Here is a 14,588-nt window from a genome sequence, read left to right as displayed (position 1 = left end):
ACCGACAAAGAGATTCCCCTTGGAGCAACTGACAGGCAGCATCGTCGCGCTCGTCACGCCGATGCACGACGACGGCAGTGTCGACTACCCCGCCTTGCGGCGTCTCATCGACTGGCACATCGAGGAAGGCACCGACTGCCTCGGCGTGGTAGGGACCACCGGCGAATCGCCGACGGTCGATGTCGAAGAGCACTGCGAAATCATCCGCGTATCCGTCGAGCAGGCCAAGGGCCGCGTGCCGGTGATGGCCGGCTGCGGCGCGAACTCGACCAAGGAAGCCATCGAGCTCGCCAAGTTCGCCAAGGGCGTGGGTGCCGACTCGCAGCTGCAGGTCGTGCCCTACTACAACAAGCCGACGCAGGAAGGCCAGTACCAGCACTTCAAGGCCATCGCCGAGGCCGTGGGCGACCTGCCCATCGTGCTGTACAACGTGCCCGGCCGCACCGTCGCCGATATGGCGCACGACACCGTGCTGCGCCTGGCACAGGTGCCCGGCATCATCGGCATCAAGGAAGCCACCGGCAACATCGAGCGGGCCCAGTGGCTCATCCGCGACGTGCCGAAGAACTTTGCCGTCTACTCCGGCGACGACCCGACCGCGGTCGCGCTCATGCTCTGCGGCGGTCAGGGCAACATCAGCGTCACGGCCAACATCGCGCCGCGCAAGATGCACGAGCTGTGCGTTGCCGCGCTCGCAGGCGACGTGAAGCGGGCCATGGAGATCCAGTTCGAACTCATGCCGCTGCACCGCAACCTGTTCGTCGAGCCCAACCCGATCCCGCTGAAGTGGGCAATGGCGCGGCTCGGACTGTGCGGTGGCGCCCTGCGCCTGCCCCTGACCGAACTCGGCGAAGCAAGCCGTCCCGCAGTCGAAGGCGCCCTGCGCGCCACCGGCCTGCTCAAGGGCTGAACGCACGGGCTTCCCGCTCCGGACTGCCATTTCCCTGGCCGCAGCAAGGTTAAGCAACCTTTTGACAGAACCGTGCTCAGAGATGGCGGGCACTGCGGCCCCTCTGATTGACCGAACCATTCCAACAAGGAAGAAGACGTTGAAGAACCTTTCGCGACTTGCACTGCTGGCCCTCGTTGCCAGCCTCGCCGCCTGCTCCGTCCTCGAGGGCGACAAGATCGACTACAAGAGCGCGGGCAAGGCCCCGACGCTCGAGGTCCCGCCCGACCTGTCCCAGCTGTCGCGCGACAACCGCTACGCCGTTCCCGGCGGTGCCGTGACCGCGAACGCCTACCAGGCCGGCGTCGCCAACGCACCGGGCGTGCCCACTGCCGTGAGCAATCTCGGCGACGTGCGCATGGAGCGCTCCGGTACGCAGCGCTGGATCGTCGTCAACCGTTCGCCCGACCAGCTCTGGGATCCGGTGAAGGACTTCTGGCAGGAAAGCGGCTTCCTGCTGACCACCGAGCAGCGCAACCTGGGCATCATGGAAACCGACTGGGCCGAGAACCGCGCCAAGCTGCCGCAGGACATCATCCGCGGCACCCTCGGCAAGCTGGTCGATTCGGTCTACTCGACCGGCGAACTCGACCGCTTCCGCACCCGCCTGGAACGCACCTCCACCGGCACCGAGATCTTCATCAGCCATCGCGGTATGCAGGAGGTCTACAACAACTCGCGCCAGGACCAGACCGTGTGGCAGCCCCGCCCGAGCGATCCCGAACTCGAGACCGAATTCCTGCGTCGCCTGATGGTCAAGCTCGGCGTGTCGCAAGAGCAGTCGAAGATCCTCGCGGCCACCACCGCCCCGACCAAGACCGCCACCGTGGCCAACGTCGGCGGCCAGCCGGTCGTGCAGATCAGCGAAGGCTTCGACCGTGCATGGCGCCGTGTCGGCCTGGCGCTCGACCGCACCGGCTTCACCGTGGAAGACCGCGACCGCAGCGCCGGTCTGTACTACGTGCGCTACGTGACGCCGAACCCCGACAAGAAGGAGCCCGGCTTCTTCGGCAAGCTGTTCAGCAGCTCGAACAAGGATGAAGCGCCGCTCAAGTTCCGCATCTCGGTCAAGAGCCAGGGCGAAGCGACGACGGTGTCGGTGCTCAACGAGGCTGGCGCGCCTGTCGCATCGGCCAACGCCGAGCGCATCGTCAAGGTCATTGCCGACGACCTGAAGTAACCCGCATGCTCCGCTTCCGAAGCCTCGGTAGCGGCAGCACGGGCAATGCCGCGCTGGTCGAAGCGACCAGCGCCGGCCGCACCTCCCGCCTCCTGGTCGACTGCGGCTTCGGCCTCAAGCAGCTCGACCTGCGGCTCGCACAAGCGGGCCTCGTCGCCGGTGACATCGATGCGGTCTTCGTGACCCACGAGCATGGCGACCACATCGGCTGTGCCCATTCGCTCGCACGCCGCAACCGCGTTCCCGTCTGGATGAGCGAAGGCACATGGCTTGCCACCGGCGGGCGCGATTTCGAAGGCATGCTGAACCTCGCGCGCGACGATGCGGAGTTCGCGGTCCGAGACATCGGCGTGAAGCCCTTCACCGTGCCGCACGATGCGCGAGAACCCCTTCAACTGCGCTGCACCGACGGCAACCGCACGCTCGGCGTGCTCACCGACCTGGGCCACGCCACGGCCCATGTGCTGTCCCGCCTTCAAGGGGTGCACGCGCTGCTGCTCGAGTTCAACCACGACAGCGACCTGCTGGCCAACTCCGCTTACCCGGCGTTCCTGAAGCACCGCGTTGGCGGCAACTACGGGCACCTGTCGAACGCGGCGGCAGCCGAGATCGCGCGCGCCGTTCTGCATGACGGCTTGCGCCATGTGGTTGCAGCCCATCTCAGCGAGCAGAACAACCGGCCCGAGATCGTGCGCCGCCTGATGGCCGAGGCGCTCGGCGGCCAGGAAGCCGAGATGATCACCGCGACGGCCGCCGAAGGTTCGCCCTGGCTCGACGTCTGAACAGCTGATCTGCGCCCAAAAAAAAGCCGCCTCGGGGCGGCTTTTTCATGGCGAATGCCGAGCTGCGGTTTACTGCTTGGGCGCTTCGTTCTTCTTTGCGGCTTCGGTCGCAGCGTTCGCGGCATCGAGCGCCGACGAGGCGCCCGGTGCGGGCGCTGCAGCGCCCGAATCGGTAGAGGGTGCGGGTGCCGGCGCTGCAGCGGGTGGCGCGGGCTCGGTCACGGGCGCAGGAGGCGGCGTCACAACCGCCGGCGCGGCATCCTCCTTCTTTCCGCAAGCGACGAGCGCTGCAGCGGCAATCAGCGAGGCGACCAGGACGGACGATGACTTCTTCATGGAATCTCCTTTGGCAATGAAGGTCTGGAATGAAAAAATTCTAGACCTGCATCCAGGGAGGAATGTGTCTGCGCGCCGCATTCGCGGCATTGGCTTACAAGCCGAGCGTCGATGCCGGAAAGGCCGGTCGCGCCAGGCGCCAGCACTCGTCGATGGCCTCGCGCAACGCGCGGCGCGAGGCAGCATCGGTGCCGCTCACGCCCCTGCTTCGTTCGGGATCGATGCGATGCACGAACCACGCGGGCGTCCAGATCGCGCTGGGCACTTCGGCACCCGCGGCCTTGCCGGTGGCGCGACACTCGATGATGTGGTCCCACATGCGGCGCCACGGCACGAAGCGCGCATGCGCGCGCTCCAGCACGTCGAAGCGCTGTGCCAGCAGCACAAGCCGCCGGCCGCTTGCGGACCAGGCCTGCAATGCTTCGATGCTCGCGCGCTCGCCCAGCGGCCAGTCGGCGAAATCGGGGTCGCTGAAGACGATCTCCTTCCAACCGTGCTGCGCCGCAGCCGACAGCGCGGCGCGAAGGATGGCATCGAACTCCGCGCGACCGTCGAAACGGCCTTCGCTCAGCGACGCGGGTCGCACGTCATCGGGCATGGAGCCACCCTGCTTCGCACCACTCGGCCAACAGCGCGAGCGCACCCTCGCTCGCGCGTGCCAGTTCGCGCGCACCCAGCGCGCGCCGGTCGGCCAGCTTGCGCATCAAGGTGGCGTCGGCACCGCCCGCGCGGAAGCTCTCGCCGTTGATGAAAATGTGGCGCGCGTCGTAGAGCATGCGCGTGCGGCGGTCCAGCGCCACGTGTTGTGCCGTGCCGGGCATTTCGCCGCCCTCGCCGAACCACACGTTGGCCTTGGGTTCGGTCAGGGATTCGCCGAGCGCACGATCGACCGCATCGGCGTCGCGCAACGCGGCCTCGATGGCCTTGCGTGCAAAGCCTTGCAATGCATCGGGCATTCGGGCCGGCGCATCGACGGCCGGCTGCGTCGGATCGCGATAGCGTGCGAGTTCGGCCGGGCCCGCGTCCTCGAGGTCCTCCGAATAGGCCTGTGCCATGCGCGCGAGCAGATCGGCACCGAGCTCGCCCAGTGCCGAAGAGCGCAGGCCGATGGAATACGTCATGCAGTCGTCGCCCACGGCCACGCCGTCGTGTGCATAACGCGGCGGCAGGTAGAGCATGTCGCCGGGCTCTAGCACGAACGTCTGCTCGGGCTCGAAGTTCTCGAGAATCTTCAAGGGCACGCCAGGCTGCAGGCGCAAGTCGCTCTGCTTGCCGATCGACCAGCGGCGGCGCCCATGCGCCTGCAGCAGAAACACGTCGTAACTGTCGAAATGCGCGCCGACCCCGCCGGTGTCGCTCGCATAGCTGATCATGAGATCGTCGAGACGCGCGTCAGGCAGGAAGCGGAACTGCCGCATCAGTTCGTGAACGCCCTCGTGGTGCAGGTCGACGCCCTGCACCAGCAGCGTCCACGCAGGCTGCTTCAACGAGGGCAAGGCGCGGCGCACCAATGGGCCGTGCCTGAGCGACCACCCGGACTTGCCGTGGCGAATCAAGCGCGACTCGACATCCTCGCGTTCGGCCAGCGCGAACAACTCACTGCGTTCGATCGGTGGCACCATGTCGGGTATCGCCTGGCGGACGAGCAAGGGTTTCTTCTGCCAGTACCGCCGCATGAACTGCGCGGCACTCAGGCCGCCGAGCAACGGCAGCGGTTGTGTAATCTCCATGGGAGAATTCTGCAATGGAAATCTCTGAACAATGCGTGGTCGGCTTGACCTGGACGATGAAAGACACGCTCGGCGATGTGCTGGACGTGCTCGACGAACCCGTTGAATTCCTGATCGGCGGCGACGATCTCTTCGAGGTGATCGAGGCTGCCCTGCGTGGCCACGAGCCCGGCGCCCGCGTGCAACTGCAGATCGAACCCGAGCAAGGCTTCGGCGACTTCAACGACCAGCTGCTTTTTCTCGAACCTCGCTCGCTCTTCCCCGAAGGCACCGAGGAAGGCATGACCTTCGATGGTTCTGCCCTGCCCAAAGGCGTGAGCGACACGATCCCCAAGGACACGATCTACACGGTGGCCGAAATCTATCCGGACCACCTCGTGCTCGACGGCAATCACCCGCTCGCGGGCATCGCGATCCGGCTCGACATCACGGTGCGTTCGGTGCGCGAGGCGACCGAAGAGGAAGTGGGCCGCGGCTCGGCCGGCACGGGATTCTTCAAGGTGGCGCCGATGGCGCCCGGCAACCAGACGCTGCACTGAAACGCGCTGTGCCTTCCAAACAAAAAGCCGGGCAGTGCCCGGCTTTTTCATGCATCCAAGGTCGGCTTACATGCGAGAGATCTGGCCGTTGTCGATGCGCACGCGGTCGCCGATGCGCAGGTCGCCGGGGCTCTGCACGTCGAACGCACGGTAGCCGCCGCGGTCGGTCTGCACCGACACTCGATAGATTTCGTAGGCGCGCGGTCCATTCTGCTGCGCCTCGATGGTGTTGCCCAGCAAGGCACCGCCCACGATGCCCAGTGCAGTGGCTGCCGCCCGGCCGTTGCCTCGGCCGAACTGATTGCCGACCACGCCACCGATGACGCCACCGGCAACGGCACCGCCGCCGGTCGTGCCGGTGCCGGCCGTTTCGCTGCGCAGGACCTCGATGTTGGCCACATGGCCGTATTCGACGTAGGAAGCTTCCTGGTACTGAATGGCCTGCGGCGGCGCCTGGTATGGATAGCGCGATGTCTGGTAGACCGGCGCCGGCGCCACGCAGGCCGTGAGCGTGGCCACGGCCAGCACGGACGCGGTGACGGAAACGAAGCGCATTGAGATCTTCATGTTGAGAGGCTCCTCGGATAGAACGGTGCAGAAGAGTGCACCCGCGTGTGCCTAACGCGGCAGCACTCGCCGCGATGACGCAAAACACACACTGAAACCTTCGAGGCTTCCAGCCGGCCCGCAGTTCCGATCTTTACCGCCTGGAAACTCAGGTTCTCCTCAGGCTCGCAGTCATAAAAGGCTTAGTGCTTGCCGGTCGAGCCGTAGCCACCCTCGCCTCGTTGCGTGGGTGCAAATTCTGTGACCACACGAAACTGCGCCTGCACCACCGGCACGATCACCAATTGCGCCAGACGCTCCATCGGATTCAGCACGAAAGGCGTGTCGCTGCGGTTCCAGGCACTGATCTTGAGTTCGCCCTGGTAGTCGCTGTCGATCAGGCCCACCAGGTTGCCAAGCACGATGCCATGCTTGTGGCCCAGGCCCGAGCGCGGAAGGATCATCGCTGCATAGGCAGGGTCCGCGAGGTGGATCGCGATGCCTGTGCCCACCAGTTGCCAGCCGTTGGGCTCCAGCGTGATGGGGGCGTCGAGACACGCCCGCAGATCGAGGCCGGCGCTTCCGGGGGTGGCATATGCGGGCAATTGATCCACCATGCGCGGATCGAGGATACGGACGTCGACTTTCACTTATTTGCTGCCTTGCTTCTGTTGCTGTTCTCTTTGCCTGCGTGCCGCGTCCTCGAGCACCTGCTGCCATTTGGCGATGCCCGGAGTGAGCTTCACGCCCTTCAGTTTCCTGCCGAACCAGACGGCCACGCCCGCGAGCAGCGCCAGCACGCCGAAAGGCACGCCGGCCGCCCACAGGACCAGGAAGACCACTGCGCCCACGGCACCCATGACCTTGAGCAGCACCGGATCGAAGGAGCCGGGCTCACGCTTCGGAACTTCGCCGTTGGGCAGGGAAATCTGTTCGGCGCGCTGCATGGCGGCCGACACCGGTCCCTGTTGACCGGGGGACGGCGTCATGCCGACGTCCAGGCCGGGCTCGCCCTGGTTCGCCCCGCGTTTCGGCAGTGCGGCCTGGGCGGACAGCCTCTCGACATAGCGGGCGAAGTCGCCGTTGGGCGGCGTGTTCCATTGCGGATTCATCAGACCCTCCAGTCGGGAAGTCGTGCGGCGATCTCGGTCATGAGCTCGCGCGCGAGCGTGAGCTTGGACGCGCGCGGGAGCTCACGCACGCCATTGGCATCCACCAGCAACAGCGCGTTGTCGTCCTGCCCGAACGTCAGCGGGCCGATGTTGCCGACCAGCAGCGGAATCCCTTTGCGCTGGCGCTTGGCCTTGGCATGCTCGACGAGGTTCTCGCTCTCGGCGGCGAAGCCCACGCAGAAAAGCTTCTTCGACTGTGCGCGTTCGCTGCGCGCCACGGTCAGAAGGATGTCGGCGTTCTCGACGAACTCGAGCACCGGTGTCTTGCCACTGCCGTCCTTCTTGATCTTCTGATCGCTCTGGGTCGCGGGGCGCCAGTCTGCCACTGCGGCAGTTGCTACGAAAACGCTAGCAGATTCCGCAGCCCGGGTGGTCGCCTCGAGCATGTCCTGCGCGGAAAGCACATCGATGCGGTTGACACCCCGCGGCGTCGGCAGGTGCACCGGACCGGCCACCAGCGTGACCTCCGCGCCCGCCTCGCGGGCCGCGCGGGCGATGGCGAAGCCCATCTTCCCGGACGAATGGTTGGTGATGCCGCGGATCGGATCGAGTGCCTCGAAGGTCGGACCGGCGGTGACCAGCACCTTCTGCCCCGCCAGCAGCTTGGGGCTGAAGAAGGCGGTGATGTCCTCCAGCAGTTGCGCCGGCTCGAGCATGCGGCCGTCGCCGGTCTCGCCGCAGGCCTGCCAGCCGCTGCCGACGCCGAGCACGATCGCGCCGTCGTCCGCGACCTGCATCAGGTTGCGCTGGGTGGCCGGATGGGCCCACATCTCACGGTTCATGGCCGGCGCGATCAACAGCGGAACACGGTCCATCGGACGGGCCAGGCACATGAGGCTCAACAGGTCGTCGGAGCGCCCCTGCACCAGCCGCGCGACGAAGTCGGCGCTGCAGGGTGCCAGCACAATCGCATCGGCCTCCCGGCTGAGGTTGATGTGAGGCATGTTGTTGGGTTCGCGGGTATCCCACTGCGAGGTGTATACGGTGCGCCCCGAAAGCGCCTGCATGGTGACCGGCGTGATGAACTGCTCGGCAGCCTCGGTCATCACGACCTGGACGGTCGCGCCCGCCTTGACGAAAAGCCGGCAGAGTTCGGCCGACTTGTAGCAGGCGATACCGCCGGTAAGGCCCAGGACAATGTGTTTTCCGGCGAGGTCTTGCATAGGGCGTATTGTTGCTCACATGCCATCGGCCCCAAGGCAACAAGCCCTTGGCGGAAGGTGTCGCGAAGGGCACACCTATAATCGCAATTTCCCACTGCCCGGATTCACAGCGTCCGGAACTGGCATGACCAAATTTGTCTTCGTCACCGGTGGTGTCGTATCTTCCCTTGGCAAGGGAATCGCCTCCGCCTCGCTCGCCGCGATCCTCGAATCGCGCGGCCTCCAAGTCACCCTCATCAAGCTCGATCCGTACATCAATGTCGACCCCGGCACGATGTCGCCCTTCCAGCACGGCGAGGTGTTCGTCACCGACGACGGCGCAGAAACGGACCTCGACCTCGGCCACTACGAGCGCTTCATCAACACGCGGATGCGCAAGGCCAACAACTTCACGACCGGCCAGATCTACAAGACCGTGCTCGAGAAGGAACGCCGCGGCGACTACCTCGGCAAGACGGTGCAGGTGATCCCGCACATCACCAACGAGATCCAGGAATACATCAAGCGCGGTGCCGGCATCGGCACGGCGCACGAGGTTGACGTGGCCATCGTCGAGATCGGCGGCACGGTGGGCGACATCGAGTCGCTGCCCTTCCTCGAAGCCGTGCGCCAGATGAGCCTGCGCATGGGTCCGAACAACTCCGCCTTTGTGCACCTGAGCTACGTGCCCTGGATCGCCGCCGCCGGCGAACTCAAGACCAAGCCCACCCAGCACACCGCGCAGAAGCTGCGCGAGATCGGCATCCAGGCCGACGCGCTGCTGTGCCGCGCCGACCGCCCGATCCCCGACGACGAGCGCGCCAAGATCTCGCTGTTCTCCAACGTGCCCGAATGGGGCGTGATCTCCATGTGGGACGTGGACACCATCTACAAGGTGCCCCGCATGCTGCACGAGCAGGGCCTCGACGGCCTCATCTGCGACAAGCTGCGCATCAACACGCCGCCTGCCAAGCTGCAGCGCTGGGACGAGCTGGTGTACGAGGTCGAGCATCCGCAAAAGGAAGTGTCGATCGCCATGGTCGGCAAGTACGTCGACCTGTCGGACAGCTACAAGTCGCTGAACGAAGCACTGCGCCACGCCGGCATGAAGAACCATGCCCGCGTGAAGATCGACTACATCGATTCCGAGACCATCTCGGCGCAGGACGTTTCGCGCCTGGCCAAGTACGACGCCATCCTGGTGCCCGGCGGCTTCGGCCAGCGCGGCGTCGAAGGCAAGATCTCGGCCGCCCGCTTCGCCCGCGAAGGCAAGGTGCCCTACCTCGGCATCTGCCTGGGCATGCAGGTCGCCACCATCGAGTACGCCCGGCATGTGGCCGGACTGAAGAACGCCAACAGCACCGAGTTCGACCCCGAGACGCCCACCCCCGTGATCGCGCTGATCACCGAGTGGAAGGATGCCGACGGCACCGTGAAGACGCGGGACGAGAAGTCCGACCTCGGCGGCACCATGCGCCTGGGCGCGCAAAGCTCCGACGTGTCTCCCGGCACGCTGGCGCACAGCATCTACGGCGACGTGGTCACCGAGCGCCACCGCCACCGCTACGAAGCCAACGTGAACTACCTCGACCAGCTGCGCAGTGCCGGCCTCGTGATCTCGGCGCTCACCCAGCGCGAGCATCTGACCGAGATCGTCGAGCTGCCGCAGAACGTGCACCCGTGGTTCATGGGCGTGCAGTTCCACCCCGAGTTCAAGTCGACCCCGTGGGGCGGCCACCCGCTGTTCAATGCGTTCATCAAGGCCGCGCTCGACCACAAGGAAAAGGGTACGGGCAACACCAAGGCATTGAAGGCGGTCGCATGAGCGGCTACGTCATCGCTCACGTCGAGGTGACCAACCCGACGCAGTACGAGGAATACAAGAAGTGGTCGAGCGCCGCCATGCAGGCGCACGGCGCCGAGGTGTGCGTGCGCGGCGGCCAGGTGCAGCCGCTCGAGGGCGACTGGAAGCCCACCCGCGTGGTCGTGCTCAAGTTCGCGAGCTTCGAGCAGGCCAAGGCCTTCTACGAGACGCCCGAATACCTCAAGGCTCGCGAAGCGCGTGCCGGCGCCGCGATCATGAACATGATCGCCGTCGAAGGGCTCTGAGCCCCCTGCCCCATTTTTTATTCATCCGCCAAAGAGAACCGAAAGAGAAAGACAAAAGATGAGTGCAATCGTTGACATCGTCGGCCGCGAAATTCTCGACAGCCGAGGCAATCCCACCGTCGAGTGCGACGTGCTGCTCGAGTCGGGCACCATGGGCCGCGCGGCCGTGCCTTCGGGTGCGTCGACCGGCTCGCGCGAAGCCATCGAGCTGCGCGACGGCGACAAGGGCCGCTACCTCGGCAAGGGCGTGCTGAAGGCCGTCGAGAACATCAACACCGAGATCTCGGAAGCCGTGCTCGGCCTGGATGCCAGCGAGCAGGCCTTCCTCGATCGCACGATGATCGACCTGGACGGCACCGACAACAAGGGCCGCCTGGGCGCCAACGCCACCCTCGCCGTCTCGATGGCCGTGGCCCGCGCCGCCGCCGAGGAATCGGGCCTGCCGCTGTACCGCTACTTCGGCGGCATGGGCGGCATGCAGCTGCCGGTGCCGATGATGAACGTCATCAACGGCGGCGCACACGCCAACAACAGCCTGGACCTGCAGGAATTCATGATCATCCCCGTGGGCGCCAAGAGCTTCCGCGAGGCCGTGCGCTACGGCGCCGAAGTGTTCCACGCGCTCAAGAAGATCCTGGGCGACCGCGGCATCAGCACCGCGGTGGGCGACGAAGGCGGCTTCGCTCCCAGTGTCGAGAGCCACGAGGCGGCCATCCAGCTGATCCTGGAAGCCATCGACAAGGCCGGCTACACCGCCGGCGAACAGATCGCCCTGGGCCTGGACTGTGCGGCCAGCGAGTTCTACAAGGACGGCAACTACGTGCTGTCCGGCGAGAACCTCACACTGTCGGCCGGCAACTGGGCCGACATGCTGGCGACCTGGGTCGACAAGTACCCGATCATCAGCATCGAGGACGGCATGCACGAAGGCGACTGGGACGGCTGGAAGCTGCTCACCGACCGCCTGGGCAAGCGCGTGCAGCTGGTGGGCGACGACCTGTTCGTCACGAACACCAAGATCCTGCAGGAAGGCATCGACAAGGGCATCGCCAACTCGATCCTGATCAAGATCAACCAGATCGGCACGCTGACCGAGACCTTCGCCGCCATCGAGATGGCGAAGCGCGCGGGCTACACCGCCGTCATTTCGCACCGTTCGGGCGAAACCGAGGACAGCACCATCGCCGACATCGCCGTGGGCACCAACGCCGGCCAGATCAAGACCGGCTCGCTGTCGCGTTCGGACCGCATCGCCAAGTACAACCAGCTGCTGCGCATCGAAGAAGACCTCGGCGACATCGCCGTGTACCCCGGCCGCGGCGCGTTCTACAACCTGAAGTAACGCGCGTCGAACGCCCGCGTCATGCGCGCCCGTCTCGTTCCACCGATCATCCTGCTGCTCCTGCTGGCCATCCTGCAGTGGCAGTTGTGGAACGGGCGCGGCAGCGTGCGCGACGTGGCACAGCTGCGGACCAAGCTGGCCGACCAGAAGGATGCCAACGCCAAGGCCGCGCTGACCAACGAGCGCCTGACTTCCGAGGTCAACGACCTCAAGGACGGCCTCGAGATGGTCGAGGAACGCGCCCGCGCGGAGCTCGGCATGGTCAAGCCGAACGAAGTGTTCGTGCAGATCGCTCATTAGGATGACCCCCCGTCTTCGCGCACTTCGTGTCGCTTCGCCAACCCCCTTGCAGGGGGCGATGCCTGCAGCCCGGCAACGCCGGTTCTGCGGTGTCCCACGAACAGACTGCGGCGGTGCCCTCCGGGGGCGAGTCTGATCCTGGAACTTCTCTCGGCCCCGGCATTCCTGCTCTGGGGCTCTCCTGTGAGCTGGCTCGAATTCGTCGCCGCGCTGCTGGCGCTCGCCATGGTCGGCTGCAACATGCGCGAGATCCACTGGGGATGGCCGCTGGCCATCGTCAGCTCGCTGCTCTATGTGGCGGTGTTCGCCAAGGCGCGCATCTATGGCGATGCCTCGCTCCAAGTCTTCTTTGCCTGCGTCGCCCTGTGGGGCTGGGCGCAATGGCTTCGCGGCCATCGCGCCGATGGCAGCGCGCTGCAGGTCAGCCGGCTCTCGCCGCGCGGCCTTGCACTCACGCTGGCAGCCTGCGCCTTCGCATGGCCGGCCGTCGCTCTCTTCCTGCGGCGCTTCACCGACACCGACGTGCCGTGGTGGGACGGTTTCGCCACCGGGCTGAGCCTGGTCGGGCAGTTCCTGCTCGGGCGCAAGTTCATCGAAAACTGGTTGATCTGGCTGGCGGTGAACGTGGTGAGCGTGAGCCTCTTCATCCACAAGGGCCTGTGGCTCACGGTAGGCCTGTACGCGGTGTTCGCGGTGCTGAGCGTCGCGGGCTACCTGGCTTGGCGGCAGCGCATGCCGAAGCCGGCGGATGCGTCCGATGCGGCCAAGGCGGTGCGCGCATGACGCCCACCCTGCCCACCGGCTGCGTGATCGCGCTCGTGGGCGCCGAGAGCACCGGCAAGACCGAGCTCGCGCGCGCCATCGCGCAACGCCTGCAGGACCGCGGCACACCGGCCACGTTGGTGAGCGAGTACCTGCGCGAATGGTGCGAGCGAGAACGCCGTACGCCGCGTCCCGACGAACAGCAGGCCATCGCCGACGAGCAGACCCGCCGCATCGACGCCGCAGCGCGCTCGGGCGTGGTGGTGGCCGACACCACCGCGCTGATGACCGCGGTCTACAGCGAGCAGCTCTTCGCCGACACCTCGCTCTACGACGACGCGCTGGCCGCGCAACGCCGCTACGCCATCACGTTGCTGACCGCGCTCGACCTGCCCTGGGTGGCCGACGACATGCGCGACGGCCCGCACGCACGCCAGCCGACCGACACGCTGCTGCGCGCCGCACTCACTGGCGCCAGGCTCTCGTACGCCGTGGTGCACGGCACCGGCGGCGAACGCCTGGCCAGCGCCTGGAACGCCATCAATTCCATCGCGAGCAACGAAGGCCGCACGCGCGGCTCGCGCGGCCTGTCCGAATTGAAGCCCGTCTCGTGGTCATGGCCTTGCGAGAAATGCTCCGATCCGGAATGCGAACATAAGCTCTTCAGCGACCTGATCGCGCGCCGCGACTAGCGGCCAGCGCGCCCCGTCGCTTCCCCTTCACCGGAGACCCGATGCCCCTGCCGACCGTCGCACTGCTTCCTGCCGCCTTCGCCGCCCTGCTGCTCGCCGCCGCGCCTGCCTTTGCGGCCCCCGTGGCCGCCACCGTCGAGAACGGCACCACCACCACGGCGTGCGCCGAGGAGGACAACGTCTCGCTGACCCTGCGCGGCGACGGCATCCGCCACATGCGCATCGAAGCCCTGCAGCCCGACTACCTCGACAAGATCGGCAACGACGTCACCAAGCCCGACTTCTCGGATTGCAACTTCGACGGCGGCGAGCACCCGACCGATCCGGCGCACCGCTTCCGCAAGCGCACCGTGGTGCTGATGGACAACGCGCAGTGGCGCATCGTCGGCATGACGCTGCCGACCTTCTGGCGCCCGCAGCGCGTGCCGGTGCAGGTCGGCAAGCGCAAGGACCGAGGCTTCCATCTGCTGCAGGTATTCAGGAAGGAGAACGGCAAGACGCTCGAGGCGATCGTGCTCTATCCGTCCGACGGCTACTGGCGCCTCAAGCCGCTGCCCGATGCGCGCTTCGGCGACGGCGTGTACGGCTCGTCCTTTTTGCTCGGTCCGGTCGAGGCGGCTGCGCGGCCCGTGGTGAACATCGCGTCGATCCGCATCGTGCCGCGTCCGCTGGCGATCCACGTGCGCTTCACGGATGGCGGCAGCGCAGTGGCGCGCGTCGACGAGATCAGCCGCCAGCGCACCGCGCTCGACGTGACGCTTTCCAAGCCCACCACCGGTGCGCAGCCCTTCGCGGTGCTGCGCTCGATGTACGTGACGCCCGACAACGCCGACGTGAGCGAGGTGCGTTGGCAGGTGTCGCCGCAGGCCGCACAGCAGGTGCTGCCGCTGCCCGAGGTGAAGTCGCTGCAGGCCACGCAGGTGCGCTTCGGCCGCAGCCTGCCGTCGAAGCACAACACCAGCGCGCCGGACATCGCGTTCAGCGGGTTCGACGACGCTGCCCGCTAG

At 66.4% G+C, this 14,588-nt stretch carries 18 protein-coding genes; 11 read left to right on the top strand and 7 right to left on the bottom strand.

Annotation, left to right across the window (positions count from 1 at the left end; translation table 11 throughout):
• Nucleotides 1–19: 19 nt before the first annotated feature.
• The 3 genes from dapA (at nucleotide 20) to AACL56_RS12695 (ending at nucleotide 2,911) form a co-directional block, all read left to right on the top strand.
• On the top strand, nucleotides 20–910 hold the full coding sequence (gene dapA / locus AACL56_RS12705; RefSeq protein WP_339090172.1) for a 4-hydroxy-tetrahydrodipicolinate synthase: 891 nt from the start codon (nucleotides 20–22) through the stop codon (nucleotides 908–910).
• 139 nt (nucleotides 911–1,049) lie between these two features.
• The gene (gene bamC / locus AACL56_RS12700; RefSeq protein ID WP_339090171.1) at nucleotides 1,050–2,129 is read left to right on the top strand and encodes an outer membrane protein assembly factor BamC; all 1,080 of its coding nucleotides are present in this window, start codon (nucleotides 1,050–1,052) and stop codon (nucleotides 2,127–2,129) included.
• A gap of 5 nt (nucleotides 2,130–2,134) precedes the next feature.
• Nucleotides 2,135–2,911, top strand: coding sequence for an MBL fold metallo-hydrolase (locus tag AACL56_RS12695; RefSeq protein ID WP_339090170.1), 777 nt, complete (start codon nucleotides 2,135–2,137; stop codon nucleotides 2,909–2,911).
• A gap of 69 nt (nucleotides 2,912–2,980) precedes the next feature.
• Here the strand turns inward: AACL56_RS12695 and AACL56_RS12690 are convergent, their stop codons facing one another.
• The 3 genes from AACL56_RS12690 to AACL56_RS12680 form a co-directional block, all read right to left on the bottom strand.
• Nucleotides 2,981–3,247, bottom strand: coding sequence for a hypothetical protein (locus tag AACL56_RS12690; protein ID WP_339090169.1), 267 nt, complete (start codon nucleotides 3,245–3,247; stop codon nucleotides 2,981–2,983).
• Nucleotides 3,248–3,341: 94 nt separating this feature from the next.
• Nucleotides 3,342–3,845 (bottom strand): hypothetical protein, encoded by a 504-nt coding sequence (locus AACL56_RS12685; protein WP_339090168.1) that lies wholly within the window; start codon nucleotides 3,843–3,845, stop codon nucleotides 3,342–3,344.
• The gene (locus AACL56_RS12680) at nucleotides 3,835–4,977 is read right to left on the bottom strand and encodes a cupin domain-containing protein (protein WP_339092864.1); all 1,143 of its coding nucleotides are present in this window, start codon (nucleotides 4,975–4,977) and stop codon (nucleotides 3,835–3,837) included. Before AACL56_RS12680 ends, AACL56_RS12685 begins: the two co-directional genes overlap by 11 nt.
• Before the next feature lie 14 nt (nucleotides 4,978–4,991).
• Between AACL56_RS12680 and AACL56_RS12675 the strand changes: the two genes are divergently transcribed.
• Nucleotides 4,992–5,516, top strand: coding sequence for an FKBP-type peptidyl-prolyl cis-trans isomerase (locus AACL56_RS12675; protein ID WP_339090167.1), 525 nt, complete (start codon nucleotides 4,992–4,994; stop codon nucleotides 5,514–5,516).
• 66 nt (nucleotides 5,517–5,582) lie between these two features.
• Here AACL56_RS12675 and AACL56_RS12670 read toward each other — a convergent pair whose 3' ends face one another.
• The 4 genes from AACL56_RS12670 to coaBC all read right to left on the bottom strand — a co-directional run bounded on the left by AACL56_RS12670 (nucleotide 5,583) and on the right by coaBC (nucleotide 8,397).
• Nucleotides 5,583–6,083: a glycine zipper 2TM domain-containing protein gene (locus AACL56_RS12670; protein ID WP_339090166.1), complete on the bottom strand. Its 501-nt coding sequence runs from the start codon at nucleotides 6,081–6,083 to the stop codon at nucleotides 5,583–5,585.
• 182 nt (nucleotides 6,084–6,265) lie between these two features.
• Nucleotides 6,266–6,712 carry a dUTP diphosphatase gene (gene dut / locus AACL56_RS12665; RefSeq protein WP_081267218.1) on the bottom strand — a complete coding sequence of 149 codons (447 nt, stop codon included), beginning with the start codon at nucleotides 6,710–6,712 and terminating at the stop codon, nucleotides 6,266–6,268.
• Entirely contained in the window at nucleotides 6,713–7,174 is a 462-nt protein-coding gene (locus AACL56_RS12660) for a hypothetical protein (RefSeq protein ID WP_339090165.1), read from the bottom strand.
• Complete coding sequence (gene coaBC / locus AACL56_RS12655; RefSeq protein ID WP_339090164.1) at nucleotides 7,174–8,397, bottom strand: bifunctional phosphopantothenoylcysteine decarboxylase/phosphopantothenate--cysteine ligase CoaBC; 1,224 nt, start codon at nucleotides 8,395–8,397, stop codon at nucleotides 7,174–7,176. The genes AACL56_RS12660 and coaBC overlap by 1 nt, the downstream gene beginning before the upstream one ends.
• Nucleotides 8,398–8,521: 124 nt before the next feature.
• On the opposite strand from coaBC, the gene AACL56_RS12650 reads away from it, so the two are divergent.
• From AACL56_RS12650 to AACL56_RS12620, 7 genes are all read left to right on the top strand, one after another.
• A complete protein-coding gene (locus tag AACL56_RS12650) occupies nucleotides 8,522–10,201 on the top strand; it encodes a CTP synthase (protein WP_339090163.1) in 1,680 nt (559 codons plus the stop codon).
• Nucleotides 10,198–10,485: a DUF1330 domain-containing protein gene (locus AACL56_RS12645; RefSeq protein ID WP_339090162.1), complete on the top strand. Its 288-nt coding sequence runs from the start codon at nucleotides 10,198–10,200 to the stop codon at nucleotides 10,483–10,485. The genes AACL56_RS12650 and AACL56_RS12645 overlap by 4 nt, the downstream gene beginning before the upstream one ends.
• A gap of 58 nt (nucleotides 10,486–10,543) precedes the next feature.
• The gene (gene eno / locus AACL56_RS12640) at nucleotides 10,544–11,827 is read left to right on the top strand and encodes a phosphopyruvate hydratase (protein ID WP_339090161.1); all 1,284 of its coding nucleotides are present in this window, start codon (nucleotides 10,544–10,546) and stop codon (nucleotides 11,825–11,827) included.
• A gap of 21 nt (nucleotides 11,828–11,848) precedes the next feature.
• The gene (ftsB, locus tag AACL56_RS12635) at nucleotides 11,849–12,127 is read left to right on the top strand and encodes a cell division protein FtsB (RefSeq protein ID WP_339090160.1); all 279 of its coding nucleotides are present in this window, start codon (nucleotides 11,849–11,851) and stop codon (nucleotides 12,125–12,127) included.
• A gap of 165 nt (nucleotides 12,128–12,292) precedes the next feature.
• Entirely contained in the window at nucleotides 12,293–12,910 is a 618-nt protein-coding gene (gene pnuC / locus AACL56_RS12630) for a nicotinamide riboside transporter PnuC (protein ID WP_425337058.1), read from the top strand.
• Nucleotides 12,907–13,581: an ATP-binding protein gene (locus AACL56_RS12625; RefSeq protein ID WP_339090159.1), complete on the top strand. Its 675-nt coding sequence runs from the start codon at nucleotides 12,907–12,909 to the stop codon at nucleotides 13,579–13,581. Before pnuC ends, AACL56_RS12625 begins: the two co-directional genes overlap by 4 nt.
• A 41-nt stretch (nucleotides 13,582–13,622) precedes the next feature.
• Nucleotides 13,623–14,588 (top strand): hypothetical protein, encoded by a 966-nt coding sequence (locus AACL56_RS12620; protein ID WP_339090158.1) that lies wholly within the window; start codon nucleotides 13,623–13,625, stop codon nucleotides 14,586–14,588.

The organism is Variovorax paradoxus, assembly GCF_902712855.1.
GTDB classification, from domain to species: domain Bacteria; phylum Pseudomonadota; class Gammaproteobacteria; order Burkholderiales; family Burkholderiaceae_C; genus Variovorax; species Variovorax paradoxus_Q.
This window is presented reverse-complemented; position numbering and strand designations above follow the sequence as displayed.

What these genes read in the sequence shown, in the direction of transcription:
- AACL56_RS12695 (WP_339090170.1), top strand. Translation starts at nt 2,135, where the DNA reads ATGCTCCGCTTCCGAAGCCTCGGTAGCGGCAGCACGGGCAATGCCGCG.
- AACL56_RS12690 (WP_339090169.1), bottom strand. Translation starts at nt 3,247, where the DNA reads ATGAAGAAGTCATCGTCCGTCCTGGTCGCCTCGCTGATTGCCGCTGCA.
- AACL56_RS12685 (WP_339090168.1), bottom strand. Translation starts at nt 3,845, where the DNA reads ATGCCCGATGACGTGCGACCCGCGTCGCTGAGCGAAGGCCGTTTCGAC.
- AACL56_RS12680 (WP_339092864.1), bottom strand. Translation starts at nt 4,977, where the DNA reads ATGGAGATTACACAACCGCTGCCGTTGCTCGGCGGCCTGAGTGCCGCG.
- AACL56_RS12675 (WP_339090167.1), top strand. Translation starts at nt 4,992, where the DNA reads ATGGAAATCTCTGAACAATGCGTGGTCGGCTTGACCTGGACGATGAAA.
- AACL56_RS12670 (WP_339090166.1), bottom strand. Translation starts at nt 6,083, where the DNA reads ATGAAGATCTCAATGCGCTTCGTTTCCGTCACCGCGTCCGTGCTGGCC.
- AACL56_RS12660 (WP_339090165.1), bottom strand. Translation starts at nt 7,174, where the DNA reads ATGAATCCGCAATGGAACACGCCGCCCAACGGCGACTTCGCCCGCTAT.
- coaBC (WP_339090164.1), bottom strand. Translation starts at nt 8,397, where the DNA reads ATGCAAGACCTCGCCGGAAAACACATTGTCCTGGGCCTTACCGGCGGT.
- AACL56_RS12650 (WP_339090163.1), top strand. Translation starts at nt 8,522, where the DNA reads ATGACCAAATTTGTCTTCGTCACCGGTGGTGTCGTATCTTCCCTTGGC.
- AACL56_RS12645 (WP_339090162.1), top strand. Translation starts at nt 10,198, where the DNA reads ATGAGCGGCTACGTCATCGCTCACGTCGAGGTGACCAACCCGACGCAG.
- eno (WP_339090161.1), top strand. Translation starts at nt 10,544, where the DNA reads ATGAGTGCAATCGTTGACATCGTCGGCCGCGAAATTCTCGACAGCCGA.
- ftsB (WP_339090160.1), top strand. Translation starts at nt 11,849, where the DNA reads ATGCGCGCCCGTCTCGTTCCACCGATCATCCTGCTGCTCCTGCTGGCC.
- AACL56_RS12625 (WP_339090159.1), top strand. Translation starts at nt 12,907, where the DNA reads ATGACGCCCACCCTGCCCACCGGCTGCGTGATCGCGCTCGTGGGCGCC.
- AACL56_RS12620 (WP_339090158.1), top strand. Translation starts at nt 13,623, where the DNA reads ATGCCCCTGCCGACCGTCGCACTGCTTCCTGCCGCCTTCGCCGCCCTG.